15 protein-coding genes, 1 tRNA gene and 1 pseudogene are annotated in these 19,245 nt (G+C 56.9%); 8 read left to right on the top strand and 9 right to left on the bottom strand.

What is annotated here, in order from left to right:
* Positions 1-43: 43 nt before the first annotated feature.
* From OF122_RS03530 to OF122_RS03550, 5 genes are all read right to left on the bottom strand, one after another.
* Positions 44-769: a hypothetical protein gene (locus OF122_RS03530; protein ID WP_264226463.1), complete on the bottom strand. Its 726-nt coding sequence runs from the start codon at positions 767-769 to the stop codon at positions 44-46.
* The gene (locus OF122_RS03535) at positions 766-1,461 is read right to left on the bottom strand and encodes an ABC transporter permease (RefSeq protein WP_264226464.1); all 696 of its coding nucleotides are present in this window, start codon (positions 1,459-1,461) and stop codon (positions 766-768) included. The genes OF122_RS03530 and OF122_RS03535 overlap by 4 nt, the downstream gene beginning before the upstream one ends.
* A complete protein-coding gene (locus tag OF122_RS03540) occupies positions 1,458-2,309 on the bottom strand; it encodes an ABC transporter ATP-binding protein (protein ID WP_264226465.1) in 852 nt (283 codons plus the stop codon). The genes OF122_RS03535 and OF122_RS03540 overlap by 4 nt, the downstream gene beginning before the upstream one ends.
* Positions 2,306-2,914, bottom strand: a complete 609-nt coding sequence (locus OF122_RS03545) for a TetR/AcrR family transcriptional regulator (protein ID WP_264226466.1) — start codon at positions 2,912-2,914, stop codon at positions 2,306-2,308. Before OF122_RS03545 ends, OF122_RS03540 begins: the two co-directional genes overlap by 4 nt.
* A gap of 88 nt (positions 2,915-3,002) precedes the next feature.
* On the bottom strand, positions 3,003-4,040 hold the full coding sequence (locus OF122_RS03550; RefSeq protein ID WP_264226467.1) for an aldo/keto reductase: 1,038 nt from the start codon (positions 4,038-4,040) through the stop codon (positions 3,003-3,005).
* A gap of 239 nt (positions 4,041-4,279) precedes the next feature.
* On the opposite strand from OF122_RS03550, the gene OF122_RS03555 reads away from it, so the two are divergent.
* From OF122_RS03555 to OF122_RS03580, 6 genes are all read left to right on the top strand, one after another.
* A tRNA-Met gene (locus tag OF122_RS03555) sits at positions 4,280-4,356 on the top strand.
* A 172-nt stretch (positions 4,357-4,528) separates the two neighbouring features.
* Positions 4,529-6,070: a class I SAM-dependent DNA methyltransferase gene (locus OF122_RS03560; protein WP_264226468.1), complete on the top strand. Its 1,542-nt coding sequence runs from the start codon at positions 4,529-4,531 to the stop codon at positions 6,068-6,070.
* Positions 6,063-7,328: a restriction endonuclease subunit S gene (locus OF122_RS03565; RefSeq protein WP_264226469.1), complete on the top strand. Its 1,266-nt coding sequence runs from the start codon at positions 6,063-6,065 to the stop codon at positions 7,326-7,328. The genes OF122_RS03560 and OF122_RS03565 overlap by 8 nt, the downstream gene beginning before the upstream one ends.
* The gene (locus OF122_RS03570; protein WP_264226470.1) at positions 7,325-8,152 is read left to right on the top strand and encodes a hypothetical protein; all 828 of its coding nucleotides are present in this window, start codon (positions 7,325-7,327) and stop codon (positions 8,150-8,152) included. Before OF122_RS03565 ends, OF122_RS03570 begins: the two co-directional genes overlap by 4 nt.
* A gap of 15 nt (positions 8,153-8,167) precedes the next feature.
* Positions 8,168-11,377, top strand: a complete 3,210-nt coding sequence (locus tag OF122_RS03575) for a type I restriction endonuclease subunit R (protein ID WP_264226471.1) — start codon at positions 8,168-8,170, stop codon at positions 11,375-11,377.
* 17 nt (positions 11,378-11,394) lie between these two features.
* Positions 11,395-11,751, top strand: coding sequence for a hypothetical protein (locus tag OF122_RS03580; RefSeq protein WP_264226472.1), 357 nt, complete (start codon positions 11,395-11,397; stop codon positions 11,749-11,751).
* An 11-nt stretch (positions 11,752-11,762) separates the two neighbouring features.
* Here OF122_RS03580 and OF122_RS03585 read toward each other — a convergent pair whose 3' ends face one another.
* Entirely contained in the window at positions 11,763-12,317 is a 555-nt protein-coding gene (locus OF122_RS03585) for a recombinase family protein (RefSeq protein WP_090597038.1), read from the bottom strand.
* Positions 12,318-12,544: 227 nt separating this feature from the next.
* Here OF122_RS03585 and dsr1 point away from each other — a divergent pair.
* Positions 12,545-16,255: pseudogene (gene dsr1, locus OF122_RS19660) on the top strand (anti-phage defense-associated sirtuin Dsr1); the annotation flags it as partial.
* A gap of 29 nt (positions 16,256-16,284) precedes the next feature.
* On the opposite strand, the gene OF122_RS03595 reads toward dsr1, so the two are convergent.
* From OF122_RS03595 to OF122_RS03605, 3 genes are all read right to left on the bottom strand, one after another.
* Positions 16,285-17,121 (bottom strand): IS5 family transposase, encoded by an 837-nt coding sequence (locus tag OF122_RS03595; RefSeq protein ID WP_264224526.1) that lies wholly within the window; start codon positions 17,119-17,121, stop codon positions 16,285-16,287.
* A gap of 149 nt (positions 17,122-17,270) precedes the next feature.
* Positions 17,271-17,816 carry a hypothetical protein gene (locus tag OF122_RS03600; RefSeq protein ID WP_264226473.1) on the bottom strand — a complete coding sequence of 182 codons (546 nt, stop codon included), beginning with the start codon at positions 17,814-17,816 and terminating at the stop codon, positions 17,271-17,273.
* Positions 17,817-17,924: 108 nt separating this feature from the next.
* On the bottom strand, positions 17,925-18,893 hold the full coding sequence (locus OF122_RS03605) for a hypothetical protein (protein WP_264226474.1): 969 nt from the start codon (positions 18,891-18,893) through the stop codon (positions 17,925-17,927).
* 97 nt (positions 18,894-18,990) lie between these two features.
* Here OF122_RS03605 and OF122_RS19725 point away from each other — a divergent pair, with 97 nt between their 5' ends.
* Positions 18,991-19,209, top strand: a complete 219-nt coding sequence (locus OF122_RS19725; protein ID WP_408636299.1) for a helix-turn-helix transcriptional regulator — start codon at positions 18,991-18,993, stop codon at positions 19,207-19,209.
* The last annotated feature ends 36 nt before the right edge of the window (positions 19,210-19,245 follow it).

The raw sequence follows: 19,245 nt of genomic DNA on the forward strand, positions 1-19,245 counted from the left end.
CTCCGGCTTTCTCCGGGGACGTTCTGATGCCTGATGAATTGCATCAGTCGGCGCGGCGGTCCAAACACCGCAGCAGGAACATGACAAACAGGACGGTGGTGGCAAGGGAAATGACCGTTGCAGGAAGCGGGGAGAGGGCAGTAGGCGAAATTCCGGTCATTTCGCCGATCCAGAAGGCGGGCACAATGGCGGCCAAGTAGCGCCAGGGCGGGGCAAACAGCGCGGCCAGGGGCGCGAGCAGAGCCAGATTGATGAGCTTGGTCAGGGCGAGGCCCTCGACCTTGTTGGCGGCAAAGGCGAGAAGGAAAAGGGCCGAGAGAACGGCATGACCCGCAGCTATGATCGCCATCAGAAACGGCGTTGTCCAAAGCAGGGCGGGCAACACGAAAAATCCGATGCTGACTGAAACGATCACAGTGAGCACGATTGTTACGACGAGGCGGTAGGCGATAATGCCGTTCCGGCCAATAGGGGTGGTTTCGAGTACCATCAAGACGGCCTCGTCGCGGTCGTCAAGCAGCATGAAGCCGGTGACCCAGCCAAGCATGGCTCCGGGCATGAGGACGGCAAGGGCGCCGAGCAATCGGGCCATGCCCGTAATCCCGAATGTTTCGGATGCCGCGGTTTCGGCCAGCGGACCGAAGACCACGATCAACGGAACGGGCAGCATGCTCATGACGATGCCGATCATGAGCATGGGGTCACGCGACACATTGAGTGCGTCGGCGCGCAACAGGCTGGCCATGGTTTTTGGGGAGAAGGCGCTCATTTTCTGCCCAATTCGGTTTCGAGGGCGCGGTGGGCGTAATAGAGCGCGGCGGTGGCTGCGAGCGCGGCGGAAGCGAGCGCGAGCCCCAGGTTAGGGCCTGTGGCACTGCCATGGCCCAGGGCTGCGAGGATCAACAGGAACTGTGCCACGGGAGGGAAAACGAGCAGGACTGCAGGCAGGGGATCGAGAAGCGCCAGTCCCGAGGGGGCAAGCGCCGGGGCCAGAAACAGTGCCGAGCCGAGGAGGTAGGCGTTGACGGAGTTGAAGCGCAGGGCGATGGGCACACCGATTCCAATGTAAAACATAGAGGTGAGGGTGACGCCGGTCACAAGCAGCGGCCAATTCACGGACCCCGATTTTGCCAGCGTAAGAACGATGACCGCGGCCAGCGCCAATGCGGTGAGTGTTATGGTTTTGGCCAGCAGATAGGTGCGAGCAGAGACTGGGGAGATGGCCAGCGCGGCACGGATCCCTTCGCCCTTTTCCAGCAGCATGAGTCCGCCAAGGAAGAAAAAGCCCAGCGCTGAAGGATCGGAAAAGATTACCAACGCCAGCACCCAGGCGGGCAGGTATGGGCCGGCGAAAAAGAGGAGCGCGGCGTAGAGCGCGATGACCGTGCCGTATGCGGCGTGAATGCCGTAACGGTATTGCAGCCGCAGATCGTGGACCAAAAGGGCACGGAGCGCACTCATTTGCCGCCGCCGGCTACGGCAACAAAAATATCGTCAAGGCTGGCTTCGCGCGTGTGGAGCGAAACGATATCACCGGTTTGCAACAGGTCTTGGAAGGCGGCATTGCCTGCCAGCCCCTCCATGGCGAAATGCTCGGTTGTCAGTGCGCCATTGCGACGGGCAGTGGCCACAAGCTCGGGCTTTCCAAACTGCGCCATAAGTTCTGCGGGGCGGCCTTCCAAGGCTATGCGGCCATCGACAAGAAAGCCGACGGTATCGCAGATTTCGGCGGCTTCGCTCATGTTGTGGGTGGTGAGAAACACCGTCTTGCCGCGGTCGCGGAGTCGGGCAATGAGATGGCGCGTGGTGCGGGCGCGGGCAGGGTCCTGCCCGGTGGTTGGCTCGTCCAGAAACAGCAACGGGGGATCGTTGAGCAGGGCACGGGCGAGATTGAGCCGCATCTTCATACCCTTGGAAAAGGTCTCGATCCTTTGATCGGCGGCATCGCGCAGATCGACCATATCGAGAACCGTATCTGGTGACAGCGGTGCATCGGCAAAAAGCGCTGCGAAAAGAGCGAGGTTCTCGCGCGCGGTGAGCCGGCCATATAGCGCCGGCAATTCAAAGCTCACGCCGATGCGTTCGTAAAAACTACGCCCCGAATGAGCGGGCGCTTCGCCGAAAACCGTTGCTGTGCCGCCAAAGCCCACCAGCAGGCCCATGAGGATTTTCTGGGTGGTCGACTTGCCAGAGCCCGACGGTCCCAAAAGGCCATAGACCGAGGCTTCGGGGACCGTAAGGGAGACGCCGTTGAGGGCCGGGCCCGGCGCGCCCTTATAGCTGAAGGTGAGCCCCGAAACCGAGATCATGGCGCGGTGGCCGTCAATTTCTGGACGAACATCTCGCGTAACAGCGCGCAGCTGGCTGAAAACTGGCTGGCGCTGAAAAGGTTTTGTTGCAGAACCAGGCTGACGAGAAGGGTTAGGATGGCAGCGATATCGTGCGGATCGACCGGTCCGATCAGACCCTTGGATCGGAGCCCGTCACAGAATTCCTGGATGAAGAGGAGGTCCTTTTCCTCCTCATGGGCCATGCGCTCGGGGGGCATTTTACGCAGCAGCGCTGCAAAATCGTCTGGGACGGAGGCGATGGCGACTAGGGGATCGGATCTGAGCTTTTCGACCAGCAGATCGAAGAACCGGCCCGCGCGGTCGGTGACAGGGCCATCGCATTGGGCAAAGAAGGCGAGGGTTTCGGCCTTGTGCATCTGGTCGCGCTGATCGGCGATGGCCAGAAACAGTGCCTCCTTATGCTCGAAGAATTTATAGAAGGTGCCTTTGGCGACTCCGACGTCCCTGCAGACATCATCGACGCGCATGCCGCGTAGACCATATTGGGTGAAATGCGCAAGGCCGGCAGCGAGAAGCTGGGACCGGATCAGTTCGTTATCGGCGGCCGTGAAGTGACGAGGCATGATAATTCGCTATGACGAATTTTGTCACTCAGTCGTAGCATGCACGGACGCCACTTGCAAGGCGGCGCCGGTGGCCGCATGTGTCCGCTCAGCCGACCGTGCTGGGATACTGGCGATGGAGGCCTTCGATGCCGGCCAGCACGTCGGACGACAAGGTCAGATAGTGGGCGTCGATATCGGTCTTGAGTTGTTGCATGGACGTGGCGCCGATAATAACCGAGCCTATGAAGGGGCGGGTCAGACACCAGGCGATTGCCATCTGGCAGGGATCGAGGCTGTGCTGTTGCGCCAGCTCGATATAGGCCTTTGTGGCAGCCTCGGATCGGGGATTGAGTCGCCACATGGCGCCGAGCGCGCCGCGTGTACCTTCGGGCATTTTGCCATCATTATATTTGCCGCTGAGCAGCCCGGCCGCGAGCGGAGAGTAGGCCAGCAGGTCGATATCCTCAAAGGCGCAGACTTCGGCGAGGTCGTGGTCGAAATGGCGGCGGAGGAGATTGTACTCGTTCTGGATGGTCGCCACCCGCGGCAGGCTGTGAGCCTCGGCAATTTTGAGATATTCGGACGTGCCCCAGCTCGTTTCGTTGGAGAGGCCGATGGCGCGAATCTTACCGGCCTTGACCTGGGCATCGAGGGCTTCGAGCACCTCAGCCATGTTGTCCCTTACGACACGAGGGTCTTGGCCATAGGGATCGAAGGTCCATGATTTGGAGAAATTGTAGTGGTTCCGGTTGGGCCAGTGGAGCTGATAAAGGTCGATGTAATCGGTCCTGAGGCGCTTTAGGCTGGCGTCCAGGGCGAGGACGATTTCCTTGCCGTCTATGGGACGTCCGTTCCGAATCCATTCATGGCCGGGGCCGGTAATCTTGCTGGCGACCACCCAATCGGCGCGGCGGCCATTGGCGGCAAACCAGTTGCCGATGATGGTTTCGGTCGAACCCTGAGTTTCGGCGCGGCCAGGAGTGGAATAAAGCTCGGCGGTGTCGAGGAAATTGACGCCGTTATCGAGCGCATAGTCCATCTGCGCATGGCCTTCGGCCTCGGTGTTCTGTTCGCCCCAGGTCATGGTGCCGAGACAAATCCGGCTCACGGAAATGCCGGTGCGGCCGAGCGTGCGCTGTTGCATGTGGAAAACCCAAAGTGCTTGAAAATTGCAAAGAAACGGAAGGGACAGAACCTCTGACCCATGTGTAACCGGACCGGAGCGAAAGTGCAATCTGGGGGATGAGCGGGCTGTGGCCGGCACCTGTCAAAAAAATGTCGTCTAAGCGATCACAAGGGGTATGCAAACGCAATTTGCGCCCCTATATAAGCGGCGTCCAAGCGGTTCGCCCGGCGCACCGCACACGTGATGGACATCATTGGCGCGGGGTGGAGCAGCCCGGTAGCTCGTCAGGCTCATAACCTGAAGGTCGCAGGTTCAAATCCTGCCCCCGCAACCAATATTTTCAAGGACTTAACCCAGATGGCGGTTAGTCCTTTTTTTATGTGTCCGCGCTGTGTCCGTAAATCAGGGGCGCTCTGTTCAGATGAACCGGGGTTCAAGCGTCATCCCGATCTGCTTTGCACCGTCAAGTTTTTCTGGCTAGGGTGCCTGAGACTATCGGGGGGCCTATGGCTGATAATAACAAAAACAATGGCGATCTTGCTTTTACCGCTGACCTTTTCAAGGCGGCGGACAAGCTTAGGGGCAATCTGGAGCCGAGCGAATATAAGCACGTTGCGCTTGGGCTGATCTTTCTCAAATACATATCTGATGCCTTCGAGGCTCAGCGGGCCAAACTGCTCAAGATTGATAATGCTGATCCCGAGGAGCCGGAGGAATACATCGGCGACAACGTCTTCTGGGTGCCGAAAACAGCCCGCTGGTCGCATTTGCAGGCAAATGCGAAGCGCCCCGAAATCGGGCTGTTGATCGATCAGGCTATGGATGCCATCGAGAATGAACCCTCAAATGAAGGCTTGAAGGGCGTTTTGCCCAAGAATTACGCTCGACCCACGCTCAACAAGACGATGCTTGGCGAGTTGATTGATCTCTTTTCCAACATCGGCATGCACGACAGCACAGACAAGGCACGGGACGTTCTCGGGCGGGTCTATGAGTATTTCCTGTCGGGCTTTGCCGGTTCAGAGGGCAAGCGTGGTGGTGAGTTCTTTACACCGCGTTCGGTGGTACGCACTCTGGTGGAAATGCTCGAGCCGTTCCAAGGGCGTGTCTATGACCCATGTTGCGGTTCGGGCGGCATGTTCGTGCAATCGGAGAAGTTCATCGAGGATCACGGCGGTCGGCGCGATGCGATCTCGGTCTATGGGCAGGAGATCAATCACACCACTTGGCGGCTGGCCAAAATGAACCTCGCGGTTCAGGGGATCGATGCCGACATCAAATGGAACAACGAAGGCAGCTTTCATCGGGACGAGCACCCGGATTTGAAGGCCGACTTCATCATGGCCAACCCGCCGTTTAATATCTCGGATTGGGGCGGCGAACGGTTGGCTGAGGACGCACGTTGGCGCTTTGGCACTCCGCCCAAGGGCAACGCAAATTTCGGCTGGCTGCAGCATATATATCATCACCTTGCCCCGCGTGGGACGGCGGGCGTGGTGCTTGCCAATGGTTCAATGTCATCTCAGCAGTCGGGGGAAGGCGAAATTCGCAAAGCGATGATCGAGGCGGACGCTGTCGACTGTATGGTGGCGCTTCCCGGTCAGTTGTTCTACTCGACACAAATTCCGGCCTGCCTCTGGATACTGGCGCGGGACAAAAGCGCAAATGGTCACCGCGACCGACGCGGCGAAATCCTGTTTATCGACGCGCGCAAGCTTGGTTTCATGGTGGACCGGGTGCGGCGGGAATTTTCGCCCGGCGACATTGCAACGATTGCGGACACCTACCACCGTTGGCGCAACAAGGATCATGCCGAGGCTTACGCTGATGAACCGGGTTTCTGCAAATCAGCGACACTCGATGAGGTACGACAACATGGCCATGTGCTGACGCCGGGGCGCTATGTTGGGGCGGCGGACGCCGAAGATGATGGAGTGCCGTTCGAGGAGAAGTTCGCAGAACTACGGGAAAAGCTGCAAGCTCAGTTTGTTGAGGGACGGGCATTGGAGGAGGAGATTGCGCAGGCATTGGGGCAACTCGATGCCTGACACGTTCACTTTGAAAGAAATTTGCACCCTGATCACGAAGGGTACGACCCCGACCACCGTTGGCGGTCATTTTGCGGAGCACGGTATCAACTTTATCAAGTCTGAGAGCCTTGCCTATGACGGAAGTATCGATACGGGCAAGTTTGCATTTGTGGATCTTGCAACACACCAGATGCTCAAGAGGTCACAGATCGCAGAACACGACATTCTCTATTCCATCGCCGGGGTCCATCTTGGCAAATGTGGATTGGCCACAGCAGCAATGCTCCCAGCCAACACCAATCAAGCTGTTGCAATTCTTCGAGTGGACCCTCAGAAGGCGTCACCAGCATATATTTCGTACTTCTTGCGCAATCCCAAATTCGTGCAAAGCGTGCTGAACAGCGTCGCTCAGTCGGCTCAGCCCAACGTCAATCTTGGAGATATTGGGAGATTTCGTGTTCCAAGGCTGCCGTTATCGGCGCAGATAGAGATAGCCGACATCCTCGGCTCCCTCGACGACAAGATCGAACTGAACCGGCGCACCAATGAAACCCTCGAAGCGATGGCGCAGGCTATTTTTCGAGACTGGTTCGTCGATTTCGGCCCCACACGCCGCAAGATCGACGGCGCGTCCGATCCTCTCGCCATCATGGGTGGAGTGGTCACCCATCCCTTCCGCGCGCAGGAACTGGCCGACCTGTTCCCGGATCGGCTCGGGGACAACGGGCTGCCTGAGGGGTGGACGCTAGGGCATTTAGAAGATGTTCTGGAACTAGCCTATGGCAAGGCTTTGAATAAGAAGGACCGTCGCCAAGGCTCCTACCCGGTGTATGGCTCCGGTGGCATAGGTGGTTGGCATGACACTGCCCTTGTTCAAGGACCGTCCATCATCGTTGGCCGTAAAGGCACGGTGGGAAGTCTCTATTGGGAGGACCGCGATTTCTATCCTATCGATACCGTATTCTTCGTAAAGTCCCAATGGCCAATGGCATACTGTTTCTACCTGTTGCAGACATTGGGGTTGCACAACATGAACACGGATGCCGCCGTACCCGGCCTGAATAGAAACAATGCCTATCGGTGCGAAACTCCGATTGTTGGGCCAGAGATCATAGGGGCGTTTCAAAGCATCGCTGGACATTTGCGGCAGAAGATTGCGGCAAACAATGAGCAAGTCCGAACCCTCGCCAACACCCGCGACTTGTTGCTCCCCAAACTGATGTCCGGTGAAATCCGCCTTCGCGACGCCGAGAAGCTGGCGGAGGACGCGGCATGAGCAGCTTGACCGATATCGATAAACGGTATCTGGAAAAGTTGTTTGGCATGCCGTCTGGCTACGTTCTCGACTATAGCGATGCTACCTATGGCGAGTTCTTCGGTCGCCACAACATCGATATTCACGGCAGGAAATATCAGACCTATGGGACCTCCAAGGCGAAAAAGATGCGCGCATTCTGGGAGCAAGAGCCAGACAAAATTGTAGCGCCCGTTCTCAATGAAATGCTCACTGCCCATGAGGTTGATTGCGACCTGAATGACAAGCCGCTCGATAAGCGTCTTTTCGAAAAGTGCAGTGAGATCATCACGAAAATATCGGGTGGATCGATAACCACCACGACTGAAACAGTCGATGCGTTCCTTGAGAGGGAATTCACAATTCCCAATCTCGACAGGCTACCGGTTGAACCGATGGTTGCTTCGATCATTCAGGCGCGTTTGGCTGAGGCTCGGAAAGCACTCAATGCGGGCGCTAGTCTTTCGGTCATCTTCTTGTGCGGAAGCGTGCTCGAAGGTGTTTTATTGGGTGTAGCACAAAGCAATCCTGTCAAGTTTAACAGATCGTCTGCCAGCCCGAAAGACGAGCACGGCAAGGTCAGACCGTATCATCAGTGGACGTTGTCTCAGTTTATCGACGTCGCATGCGATGTTGGAATTTTAAAGCTGGACGTCAAAAAATTCAGTCACGGATTGCGGGATTTCCGGAACTATATTCATCCTTACGAGCAGATGGCGTCGGGCTTCGCACCCGATGAACATACGGCAAAAGTCTGCTTTCAAGTGCTGAAGGCTGCGCTAGCCAGCGTTGCAGGGACGCGCTAGGCGCGCAGAGGGGATATGAGCGACGAAGTTACTCAATACATCCAGCCGGAGACGAACTTTTCCCACACTGGCTTTTCCGAGGCGCTTGTCGAAGATGCTGCTGTCGCGATCCTGACCCAACTTGGTTACGATTTCCGCCCCGCAACCGAAATAGCGCCCGATGGCACGGCTCCGCTCCGCACGGCCTATGCAGACGTTGTGTTGGAGAGCGTGCTGGCGGACGCGGTGGCCCGCATCAATCTCGATGTGCCGTCCGAGGCACGAGAGGCCGCGATCCGGGAAGTTCTCCGAAGCGAAACGCCTTCCCTGATCGAAGAGAACCGGCGCATCCATAAGCTGATAGCCGAGGGCATCGACGTCGAATTTGCTGCCGGGGATGGCGCGTTTCGTGGTGCGAAAGTCTGGTTGATCGATTTTGACGACAGCGAGAACAATGACTGGCTTGTCACGACCCAGTTCACTGTGGCTGAGAACCGCCGGACGCGACGGCCCGATATTATCGTCTTCGTCAACGGGCTTCCGCTCGGGATCATAGAACTCAAGAATGCAGGTAATGAACAGGCGACCATCGAGAACGCTTATCGCCAATTGCAGACATACAAGTCGCAAATTCCCGGTCTGTTTCGTACCAATGCCGTGATGGTGGCATCCGATGGGATGTTAGCACGCATCGGCTCGCTGACAGCCGATGAGGATCGGTTTATGCCTTGGCGCAGCGCGACCGGCGCTGCTGACGATTTCACACCACACGGCCCCCGTGAGATGGAAACGCTGTTGCGGGGGGTGTTTGACCGCGAACGGTTCCTTGCGCTGATCCGGGATTTCACAGTCTTTGGTGATCGCGGCGATGGGCCGATAAAGATCATCGCGGGGTACCACCAGTTTCACGGCGCACGAAAGGCACTCGACAGTGCCGTAGAGGCTTCGCGGCCCGACGGTGACCGCAAGATCGGCGTGATCTGGCACACGCAAGGATCGGGTAAGAGCCTTCTCATGGCCTTTCTCGGTGGTCTGGTCGTGCGCTCGGAGGCGCTGGAAAACCCCACCCTCGTTGTGCTGACCGACCGTAACGATCTCGACGACCAGCTTTATGGCACTTTCAGCCTGTGCAAGGATTTGATCCGCCAGACACCACAGCAGGCCAATAGCCGGGACGAATTGCGGCAGTTGCTCGACCGCGCATCAGGTGGAGTGATTTTCACGACGGTGCAAAAATTCTCGCCGGAGAAGGGCGAGGAGACATTCCCGGTACTGACTGACCGGCGCAATGTCATTGTCATGGCCGATGAAGCCCATCGCAGCCAATATGGTTTTGATGCGCGCCTCGACACAAAGACCGGTCAGCGGCGATATGGCTTTGCCCACTATATCAGGCAGGCACTGCCCAACGCCTCCTTTATCGGGTTCACCGGCACACCCATCGAGGCCGATGACGTCAATACGCCTGCGATCTTTGGCAACTACATCGACATCTATGACGTCACCCGAGCCGTCGAGGACAAGGCGACGGTGCCAATCTACTACGAGAGCCGTCTTGCCCGCATTGAACTGGACGATGAGGAAAAGCCTCGGATCGATGCAGAGATAGAAGCAATCCTTGAAGACGAAGACTTAACTGCACAGGAAAAGCAAAAGGCCAAATGGACGACAATCGAGCGTCTGGTCGGCGCTGACAAACGCCTCAAGCAGATTGCTGCCGATCTGGTTCAGCATCTTGAGACCCGCATCGAAGGCATGAACGGCGGCAGGGCAATGGCCGTCTGCATGAGCCGCCGCATATGCGTCGAACTTTACAAGCACATCATAGCGTTGCGTCCAGACTGGCATTCCGATGATGATGAAGAGGGCGCGATCAAAATCGTGATGACGGGGTCGGCCTCCGATCCCGAGGACTGGCAGCCGCATATCGGGCCCAAGCGCCGCCGCGATCTTCTGGCCAAGCGCGCCCGCAATCCTGATGACCCGCTCAAGCTGGTGATCGTCCGTGACATGTGGCTGACAGGCTTTGACGCCCCGGCGATGCACACGATGTATATCGACAAGCCCATGCGCGGCCACGGGCTGATGCAGGCCATCGCTCGCGTCAACCGCGTGTTCAAGGACAAGGCGGGCGGGCTGGTTGTCGACTACATCGGCATCGCCAGCAACCTCCAGAAGGCGATGGGGCAATACACAGCCTCGGATCGCTCCAAGACCGGCATTGATGAGGAAGAAGCCGTTGCCGCGCTCAAGGAACAGTTCGAGATCGTGCGTGCGATGTTTCACGGGCACGACTACTCGCTCGGCATCACCGGCACGCCTCAGCAACGGCTTGTGGCTCTCGCGGATGCAATCGAGTGGATAGGCCAATGGCTCGATGAACAGTCACAGCGCGAGGAGACCATCGAAGGCAAGAAGAGGGCGCGGCGGCGGTTCAATGATGCAGTGCTGGCCCTCAGTGTTGCTTATGGCCTCGCATCGGCCAGCGATTATGCCAAAGCCGTCCGCGACGATATCGGGTTCTTTCAGGCCGTTCGTGCTGCGTTTTCGAAAACGTCTGTAACTGGCAAGCTGACCAGCAGCGCCAAGAATTTCGCTATCGACCAGTTGATGAATGCTGCAGTTGCCAATGCCGAGATCGTGGACGTCCTGAAAGCTGCGGGCATCAAGTCGCCCGACATATCGATCTTGTCCGAGGCTTTTCTAGCTGAGGTCCAAACAATGGAGCGCAAGAACCTAGCGCTTGAAGCCCTCAAAAAGCTCATCAATGGCGAAATCACAAGCCGGTCGAAATCCAACGTCGTTGAAGCCAGGACGTTCTTTGCGCGACTTGAGGAAGCAGTCGCCCGCTACCACGCAAACGCCATTTCCACGGTCGAGATGATCCAGTTCATGATCGACATGGCCAAGGACATCCGGGCGTCGGTGGCGCGCGGAGACGAGTTAGGACTATCCCAGGAAGAACTCGCCTTCTATGACGCACTCGCGGCGAATGACAGCGCGGTGGAAGCGATGGGAAACGAGCAGTTGAGGATCATCGCTTCTGAACTGGTTGAAAGCATGCGGGCGTCGGTGACAATCGATTGGCACAAAAAGGTCAGCGCCCGCGCGAAAATGCGAACGCTCGTGCGCCGCATACTCAAGAAATATGGCTACCCGCCCGATCTTGAAGCGGAAGCGATCCATACAGTCATTGCGCAGGCAGAGGCGCTGTTGCGGGAAGTATCCCCGGCGACGGCACCCTAAGGTTGAGGTATGGCCCAATGAGATTTTTCCAGATTGCAGCGGTGGCAGTGGTGTTCTTCTGTACTGTGGTTCCCGCATCGGCTGAACAAATCTCTCGTTGTGTGTTGGAGGTATATTCCGCAACCTTCTTGGACGAACCGTGTAACTTTTCAAGCGGTCCAGACGGCAGTTTCACGATGGGCGTCGGCAACACCGAAAAGGAAGTGTCTCTCTATTTCGTCTATCTAACCGTCGATGAGGACGACCCAAACGCGGGCTTCGCCTATTGGAACGGCTTTCCGCCAGAAAATCGTGCACATGATCAGCTCGGTGCGCTGGAAAGGGAAGGGGCGTGCTGGGTGAATGAATTCGTCCGCATTTGCGCTTACCGATGAACCTGGGTTCATCAGTCAGAAAGCACGCGATAGACAGATGCGCGGCCAATGTTGAGTTGGCGGGCGATCTCGGTTGCCCCCAAACCCTGCTGCCTTAGTTCTACAATCTCGACTTTTCGATTGCGTACCGTCGGCTTACGCCCCTTATACTTGCCCTCTCGCTTCGCCTTCTGGATGCCCTCGCGCTGGCGCTCCAGCATCATTTCTCGTTCGAACTGCGCCATTGCTCCAAACATCGTCAACATGAGCTTGCCCGTAGGCGACTTTGTGTCGACCTCGCTGCCGCCGAAGTTGAGAATGCGCAGACCAACTCCTTTGCGCTCCAACTGGTCCAGAATTGCAAGAAGGTCGGCGGTGGACCGTGCAAGGCGATCCAGCTTTGTTACAACGAAGGTATCGCCATCACGAACAAATCCCAGCGCATTTTCAAGCTCGGCACGCTGCGAAACAGACGATACCTGCTCTTCGAAAACTCTCTCCACCCCTGCGAGCGCCAAATCTCGTCGCTGAGCCTCCAACCCTGCAACTTGGTCAGCCGTTGATGTACGCGCGTAACCCACCAGCATTATTCGCTCCTGTCTCTTTAGCATCTTAGATATTATAAGACATTTGTCTCACAATGTCATAACTATGTGTATGAGACGCTGTGCGAAAAATTGGCCATGTCTCGCTAGACCCCGCCCTATCGAGAACCGACAGCTACTCTGAGCCAGAAGACCTTTAAGTGGAAACGGCAGGCTGGGAGCTTGTGTGGTTTGCGTTCACCGTCCACTATTGCTCGGGGGGGAAATTCATGCAGTTCAAGAAAAACGGTCCAGACATTCCCGAGCGCCTACTGCAGGCCCATGAGGACGGGCGTGTAGTTTTCTTTTGTGGGGCTGGTATTTCATACCCGGCGGGTCTTCCCGGGTTTAAGGGCCTCGTCAAACGCATTTACAACGAACTGCGGCTGCATCCTACTGCCGTCGAGCAAACTGCCTTAAAGAATAAGGCCTACGACACGGCAGTTGGTCAGCTCGAAAGTAGGGCGGTGGGAGGTAGGTTCAAGGTCCGGAAAGCAATCGCCGACGTACTGACCCCTAGGTCTACAGCACCGCGAGCGACATCCACACACGAGGCGCTGCTCACACTGAGCAATGGTGGGGACGATCGCTGTCGTTTAATTACAACGAACTTCGACCGACTTTTTGAGGAGGTCATTCAGCGCCGACGCTTAAGCCTAGAGACGTACCGTGCACCCCTTTTGCCAATCCCGAAGCGCCGCTGGGATGGCCTCGTCTACTTGCACGGCTTATTGCCGCAGACAGCAGACCCATCGGAGATGGACCGTCTGGTCGTTTCAAGTGGAGATTTCGGGCTCGCCTATCTCACCGAAAGGTGGGCTGCCCGGTTCGTCTCAGAGTTATTTCGAAACTACATCGTTTGTTTTGTTGGATACAGCATCACTGATCCAGTCCTCCGCTACATGATGGACGCACTGGCTGCTGACCGGATGCTGGGAGAGGCTCCGCCAGAGGTATTTGCCTTTGGCAACTATGGGCGCGGGAAGGAAGAGCAGGCCGCGAATGAGTGGCGTGCAAAAAACGTCACTCCCATACTCTACCAAAATCATAACAATCACGCCCACCTTCATGGCACCTTGAGCGCCTGGGCTGAGACATATCGCGATGGGATCAGAGGACGAGAAAGCATCGTGGCTCGCTATGCGCAATCGAAGCCGCTCGGAAGTACTCGACAGGACGACTTTGTGGGTAGAATGCTCTGGGCCCTTAGTCACCCTTCTGGCATCCCCGCAAAGCGGTTCGCAGAGTTGGATCCCGCTCCGCCGATCGATTGGTTGGATACCTTTGCTGAGACACGTTTCCTGCACCGCGATCTCTCGCGCTTCGGCGTTTCACCAAACGCGGAAGAAGACGAAAAACTTTCGTTCAGCTTGATTGCCAGACCAAGTGCCTATTCGCATGCTCCCTGGATGCGGCTAATACAGCGATCATTCGACCGTTATTCTCAGTGGGACGATGTCATGACGCAGGTCGCGCGGTGGCTACTGCGCCATCTCGACGATCCGCAGCTTTTGCTCTGGGCGGCAGGTCAAGGCGACGAGGTACATGAACAATTCACGTTTCTTCTAAAGGGCGCCTTAGAGAAGACACCGCCGTCGCCACCTATGCGCAAGTTATGGCAGCTCGTTCTGTCAGGGCGGCTACACACCGACTTCACTAGGCGGAGCTTGTATGACTGGGCGAAGCACCTAGCTAGCAGTGGACTTACGGCGTACTTGCGCCTGGAGCTAAAGGAGTTGCTCGCGCCACGGGTCCGGCTGCGCAAGCGCATTCAATGGCCGTCAGATGACAGCAATGACGGCGAACAGCGGAATGAGTATGTTCGTGATCTAGTCGATTGGGAGATAGTGCTAGCGGCTGACTATCCACACTCCGCCTTGAAGCACCTAGCCGACGGTGAGGCATGGCAAAATGCTCTCCCCGAGCTACTTTCGGATGCAACAGAGCTGCTGCGCGATGCGATTGACTTAATGGCGGCGTTGGAGGGTGCGGACGCGCGTTCGGATGGCTCTCACTGGCATCAGCCATCCATCAGACCCCACGCACAAAACCGAACTCATCATGATTGGACGGCACTCATCGATTTTGCGCGCGACGCATGGCTTGCGAGCGCAGACCGTGCGCCCGATTTGGCTGCGCGAGAGGTTAGTCGTTGGCTGGACATTGGCTATCCAGTATTTCGCAGGTTGGCGTTTTACGCGGCAACCGAAAAGCCTTCACTGTTCCCGCCCGAGTTTGGCTATCAGCTATTACTGGCTGACGATGCATGGTGGCTCTGGTCAGTCGAGACCCAACGAGAGACATTCCTACTTTTGGCTTCCGTGGCAGAACGTCTGCCAAAGAACAATGAGCCGTTGCAAAGAGCAATTCTGGAAGGTCCGCCGCAACGCATGTTCGTCGACGATCTTGAGCGAGAACAATTTGAAAGAATTTCTGAACGTGAAATATGGCGGCGTCTCACAACTTTCCGAGATGTTGGCGGCCAACTTATTCGCGACGCCGCTATCGCACTCGAGAAGCTGTCCGAAGGCCATCCCGACTGGGGAGCGGCGACGGAGAGAGATCATTTCCCGGTTTGGATTGAGAGCGGCAATAGCTGGCGGGAATACGAAACCGTGCCTGCAAGCCGTCGAGAAATGGAGCAGTGGCTGCAGGAGCACTCGGAGGTGGACGACCTCCATCGCGAAGACGACTGGCGCGAGCGGTGCCGCCTTGACTTCCCCCGCACCGCTACCGCTTTAATTGCCCTGTCGTTAGCAGGTACATGGCCGACTGATAGATGGCGACAAGCGTTGCAAGCGTGGTCGGAAGCAGATTTGGTTGGGCTGTCATGGAAGCACCTCGGCCCCGTGCTCGCCGGGGTGAGTGACGATTTCGTCTCCACTCTCAGTCGTCAGCTTGCTTGGTGGCTGAAGGCGGTAGCGGGCAATGCGAGCGCGGACCCAAAGCTTTTCTTTACGCTCGTCGACAAGGTGCTTGCCGCTTCGGTTGATGAGGACGAGGAGGAGGACGAGGAGGAGGACGAGGAGGTTGGAGGGCGACATGATTTCATCACGCAAGCTATCAATCACCCGGTAGGTCTGCTTACAGAGGCCATTCTCGAACGATGGTACGCATCGGGGCTTGAGGATGATCAGGGCTTGTCCGACGCCTTCCGTGGGTATTTCGATCGGCTTTCCAGTTCGGAGCCTCCTTTTAGGCATTCCCGCCTTCTGCTTTGCGCGCACGTAATCACGCTGTATCGGGTCGACAGCAAATGGACAAAAGAACACCTACTTCCGCTCTTCGACTGGCAGACGAACCCGGTATCTGCCGTCCGAGTGTGGAAAGGCTTTTTGTGGTCTGCTCGTATATACTGGCCGCTTCTGGACGCCATTCGACAGCCGTTTTTACAGACCGCTCTGCGCTACGAGGCACTGGACGAGCATGCTGAACGATATGTCGCCTTGCTAACCTATGCTGCGCTTGAACAAAGCAACATTTTTTCGAGAAGGGAGCTGGCCGCGGCCACGGCGGCTCTCCCGGTTGAAGGCCTCGAACAGGTCGTTCAAACGCTCGTAGATGCTCTCCAAAGCGCGGGGCCGAAAAGCGCGGAACAGTGGCAGAACCGTATCGAGCCTTACATAAAGCACATTTGGCCGCAATCGCAGAACGCACGGGTGCCCCGGATTTCGAACGCATTTGCTCGGCTGGCTATAGCTGCAGGTGCGCAATTTCCGGCTGCGGTCGACACCCTTAGCGACTGGTTTCTGCGATCGGAGAATATCGATTTCACGCTGCACCGCTTGTCTGAGGCAGGTCATCCAGAGAAATTTCCGGAAACTTCCTTAGCTCTGATGGATGCTGTGGTTCCCGATCAGCCGGCATGGTCCGCCAACGAGTTGAGGAATTGTCTCGCCTCTTTGAAAACTGCGCGCGCCGAACTGGCCGACGACGCTCGCTTTGTTCGCTTAGTGCCCGACTCGAAACTCTATGAGCAATTGCAGTGCCTTGCGATCCGCCGTGTTAGGATTCGGATGTGTGCGATGAAGATCCACGCCTGGGCGCTGGCGACCGATCTTTCCCAGTCTTTGGCCAAGCGCCGACAGCGTCCCAACCAGGCAAAGGTGCGCTCGACGACCCAGCGGCGCGGTAAGAGCTCGAACCCCTTGGCAGTGTCGGAGCGTTTGACGATTTGCAGATCCCAGCGGCCTATCTTGGCCAATGAACCGCGTAATTTGGGGCCAGCATAGCCACCATCGGCGAAGACATGACGCAGCCAGGGAAAGCTCGAACGGATCGATTGGAGCACGGTGGCAGCACCGTCCCGATCCTGGACATCGGCACTGTGGACGACCAGCCCTACCATTAAGCCCAGCGTGTCGGTGACGATATGGCGCTTGCGACCCTTGATCTTCTTTCCTGCATCATAGCCCCGGACCCCGCCGCTTTCGGTGGTCTTGACACTTTGGCTGTCGATCACGCCCGCCGAGGGTGAAGCCTCACGCCCTTCGCACTCGCGGGCTATCATCACCAGGTGATGGTTGATGATGGCGAGCAAACCGCTGTCACGCCAGTCATAGAAATAGCGCTGCACCGTCGATGGTGGCGGAAACTCTCCTGGCAGCAGGCTCCATTGGCAACCGCTCGAGGCCATGTAGAGCACAGCATCCATCACGGACCGCAAATTCGTGGTCCTCGGTCGACCGATAGATCGCGCAGGCGGCATGAGGGGCGCGATGATCGCCCATTCCTGGTCGGTCAGATCGCTTGAATAACGACGCCCACGTCGCGCATACTCGTGTCGGGCAGTTTCGGTCCAGGCCATTGTGTTCTCCGTTCAGTCTCGCAACCGAACTGAATCACAACCTGCTGAAACTGCTCAACTCTTTTCGGGTTGGGCTCTTAGAGACAGCCATTCGCCAGAGGGGGTTGGCTGTATAACGGGCTTCGTCGCAATCACTGTCTCGCTTATCACTATCGCAAGAACCAATGCGGTTTCGGCATCCGCGAGTATATCTCTCTGCGCGGCTTCTCGTGCCAGCCGACATTAAAGGCGTTGTCCAAGCTGAAAAAAGTCAGGCGGTGATAAGACAGTTTGTCGTGAATGTACCACGCGAGCTGTTTCCAGCTATCGCGCTCAGTCGCATTCGCGTTGAAAGATGGGATTACGACGCAGGCTGCGGCACCTTTATGACCAGCCGCATCGCGGTGGTCCCATATATGGTATGCGAAATTCTTTTCGTTTGATGCGCACTTCAGCCCGTTGCGCGCGCCAAAGTCATTTAGTCTCGCCGACCGAAAGCCAGACCGAACTACGATAGGGCCGAACTTCGCGGCCAAGGGCTCAAGGATTTGTTCGCACAATTGCGTTCCTGTCTCGATAGCGAGATCAGGATCATCGGGCACGTTGAGGATGCCGTATGCAGCGCCAATTTCAGAGTACAAGAACTGCCGCATGTAGAAATGCTCAGACAGCCTCACACGCCCCAGTTTTTCAAGCTTCCAAAAGATATCTTTCATGTCGATAGGATAGCTTAGACTATTGGCTATTCTGTGTTTTTTCGCGGTTCAGCGCGCCCCTTAAAGCTGGCCGCCTGCACCTCCGACAACAGACCGATGCACCCGGGTTCAATCATCGAAGAATGACTTCACCTCGGCCCAGTCCAAGCCTGGAAGTGCGGGATATGGGCCGACATATTTCCCAAGCGAAATTTGCCGTGCATTCATGTCAGGCAGGCTGCTCGTCACCATGTGGTCTTCGCCCTGGCTGTCGATTGGGACGATGACGGGCTCGCCATCAGCCCGAGCAGCGACGTAGTATACGGCACCGGAACGCGAATAGCTGCTGCCCCAGGCGCCTACCATATTGCATCCTATGATGTCCCATTGGCCAAACCCTCGGGCACGACAACGTACTGCGGAGAAATTCTCCTGATCGAAGAAGAAATTTCCTTCGTCGCGATCCAGCCGCTGGATGTAGTTTAGTTCGACGGCGTCGCTGACGCGGTTTCTGTCGTCGCGCGTTGCCGCTTGAATGTCGTCCGGTTCGATCTGCAGCCAATCTCGCGAAAGAGCATCACAGCGGTGGTCCCACCCCTTATCCCACGCATATGCCATCCATTTACTGGCCTCGACGCCGAGTTCCTCACTCAAACTGTCAGCCGCCAACTGTTCCTGCTCGCGCTCCCAGGCGATTTGTTCATTGATGTCCCCTCCAGCAAACGCTTGCTGCGCCTCCTGATAGATTTCATCGTATCGTACGAGTGTTTCACAATAGGCAGCCAGGGAAGATGGGCGTTCAAGCACCACAAGGCTGGCGTCGGTTGAGATAGGGGCACTGGTCTCGTCTGGAAGCTCGTCGGCCCTCATCGCAAGGACGGCATCTTCGACGGCTGTGGCGTTTTCTGGCCCCTCGTCGGTAGCTCCATCTTCCGATAGTGGGGACATCCACTCAGCGGCGATTGGCATAACAAAGATGCTCGCCAAGACAACAAGCCAACCTTTCCCCCGTTGCCCCCGCCTAAATATTCCCAGGAAGAGACCGTAGAAAAATGCCAGAGTGCTGACGAAAGCTATAGTGATACCAAGAATATGCATTGGCGCCCCTCAAAACCGTATTTTTTATACTATACACTCTGAAAAGCGGTAGTTCACCCCTCTATGCCGTAAGTCCCCGCCGTATTTTAAGTACGGCATGGACACCAAAGCCCGCGTCGGCCTTAGAATTCAGGCTATTCGAAAAGAAAGATTTGGCTCCCAGGCGGAGTTGGCTGAGGCTATCGGTCGAAGTGTGGAGACCGTCTCCGCGATCGAGCGTGGGAAGAGCCTGCCAAACTTCGAAACGCTCGAACGACTGGCTCTTGCCTTGGACGTACCGATTGAGCTACTCCCCGAAAATGGGACGCTGACGTAAGCTACGAATTGTTGTCTGCTGGTCTTCGACGATGGA

The organism is Pelagibacterium flavum, assembly GCF_025854335.1.
Classification (GTDB): domain Bacteria; phylum Pseudomonadota; class Alphaproteobacteria; order Rhizobiales; family Devosiaceae; genus Pelagibacterium; species Pelagibacterium flavum.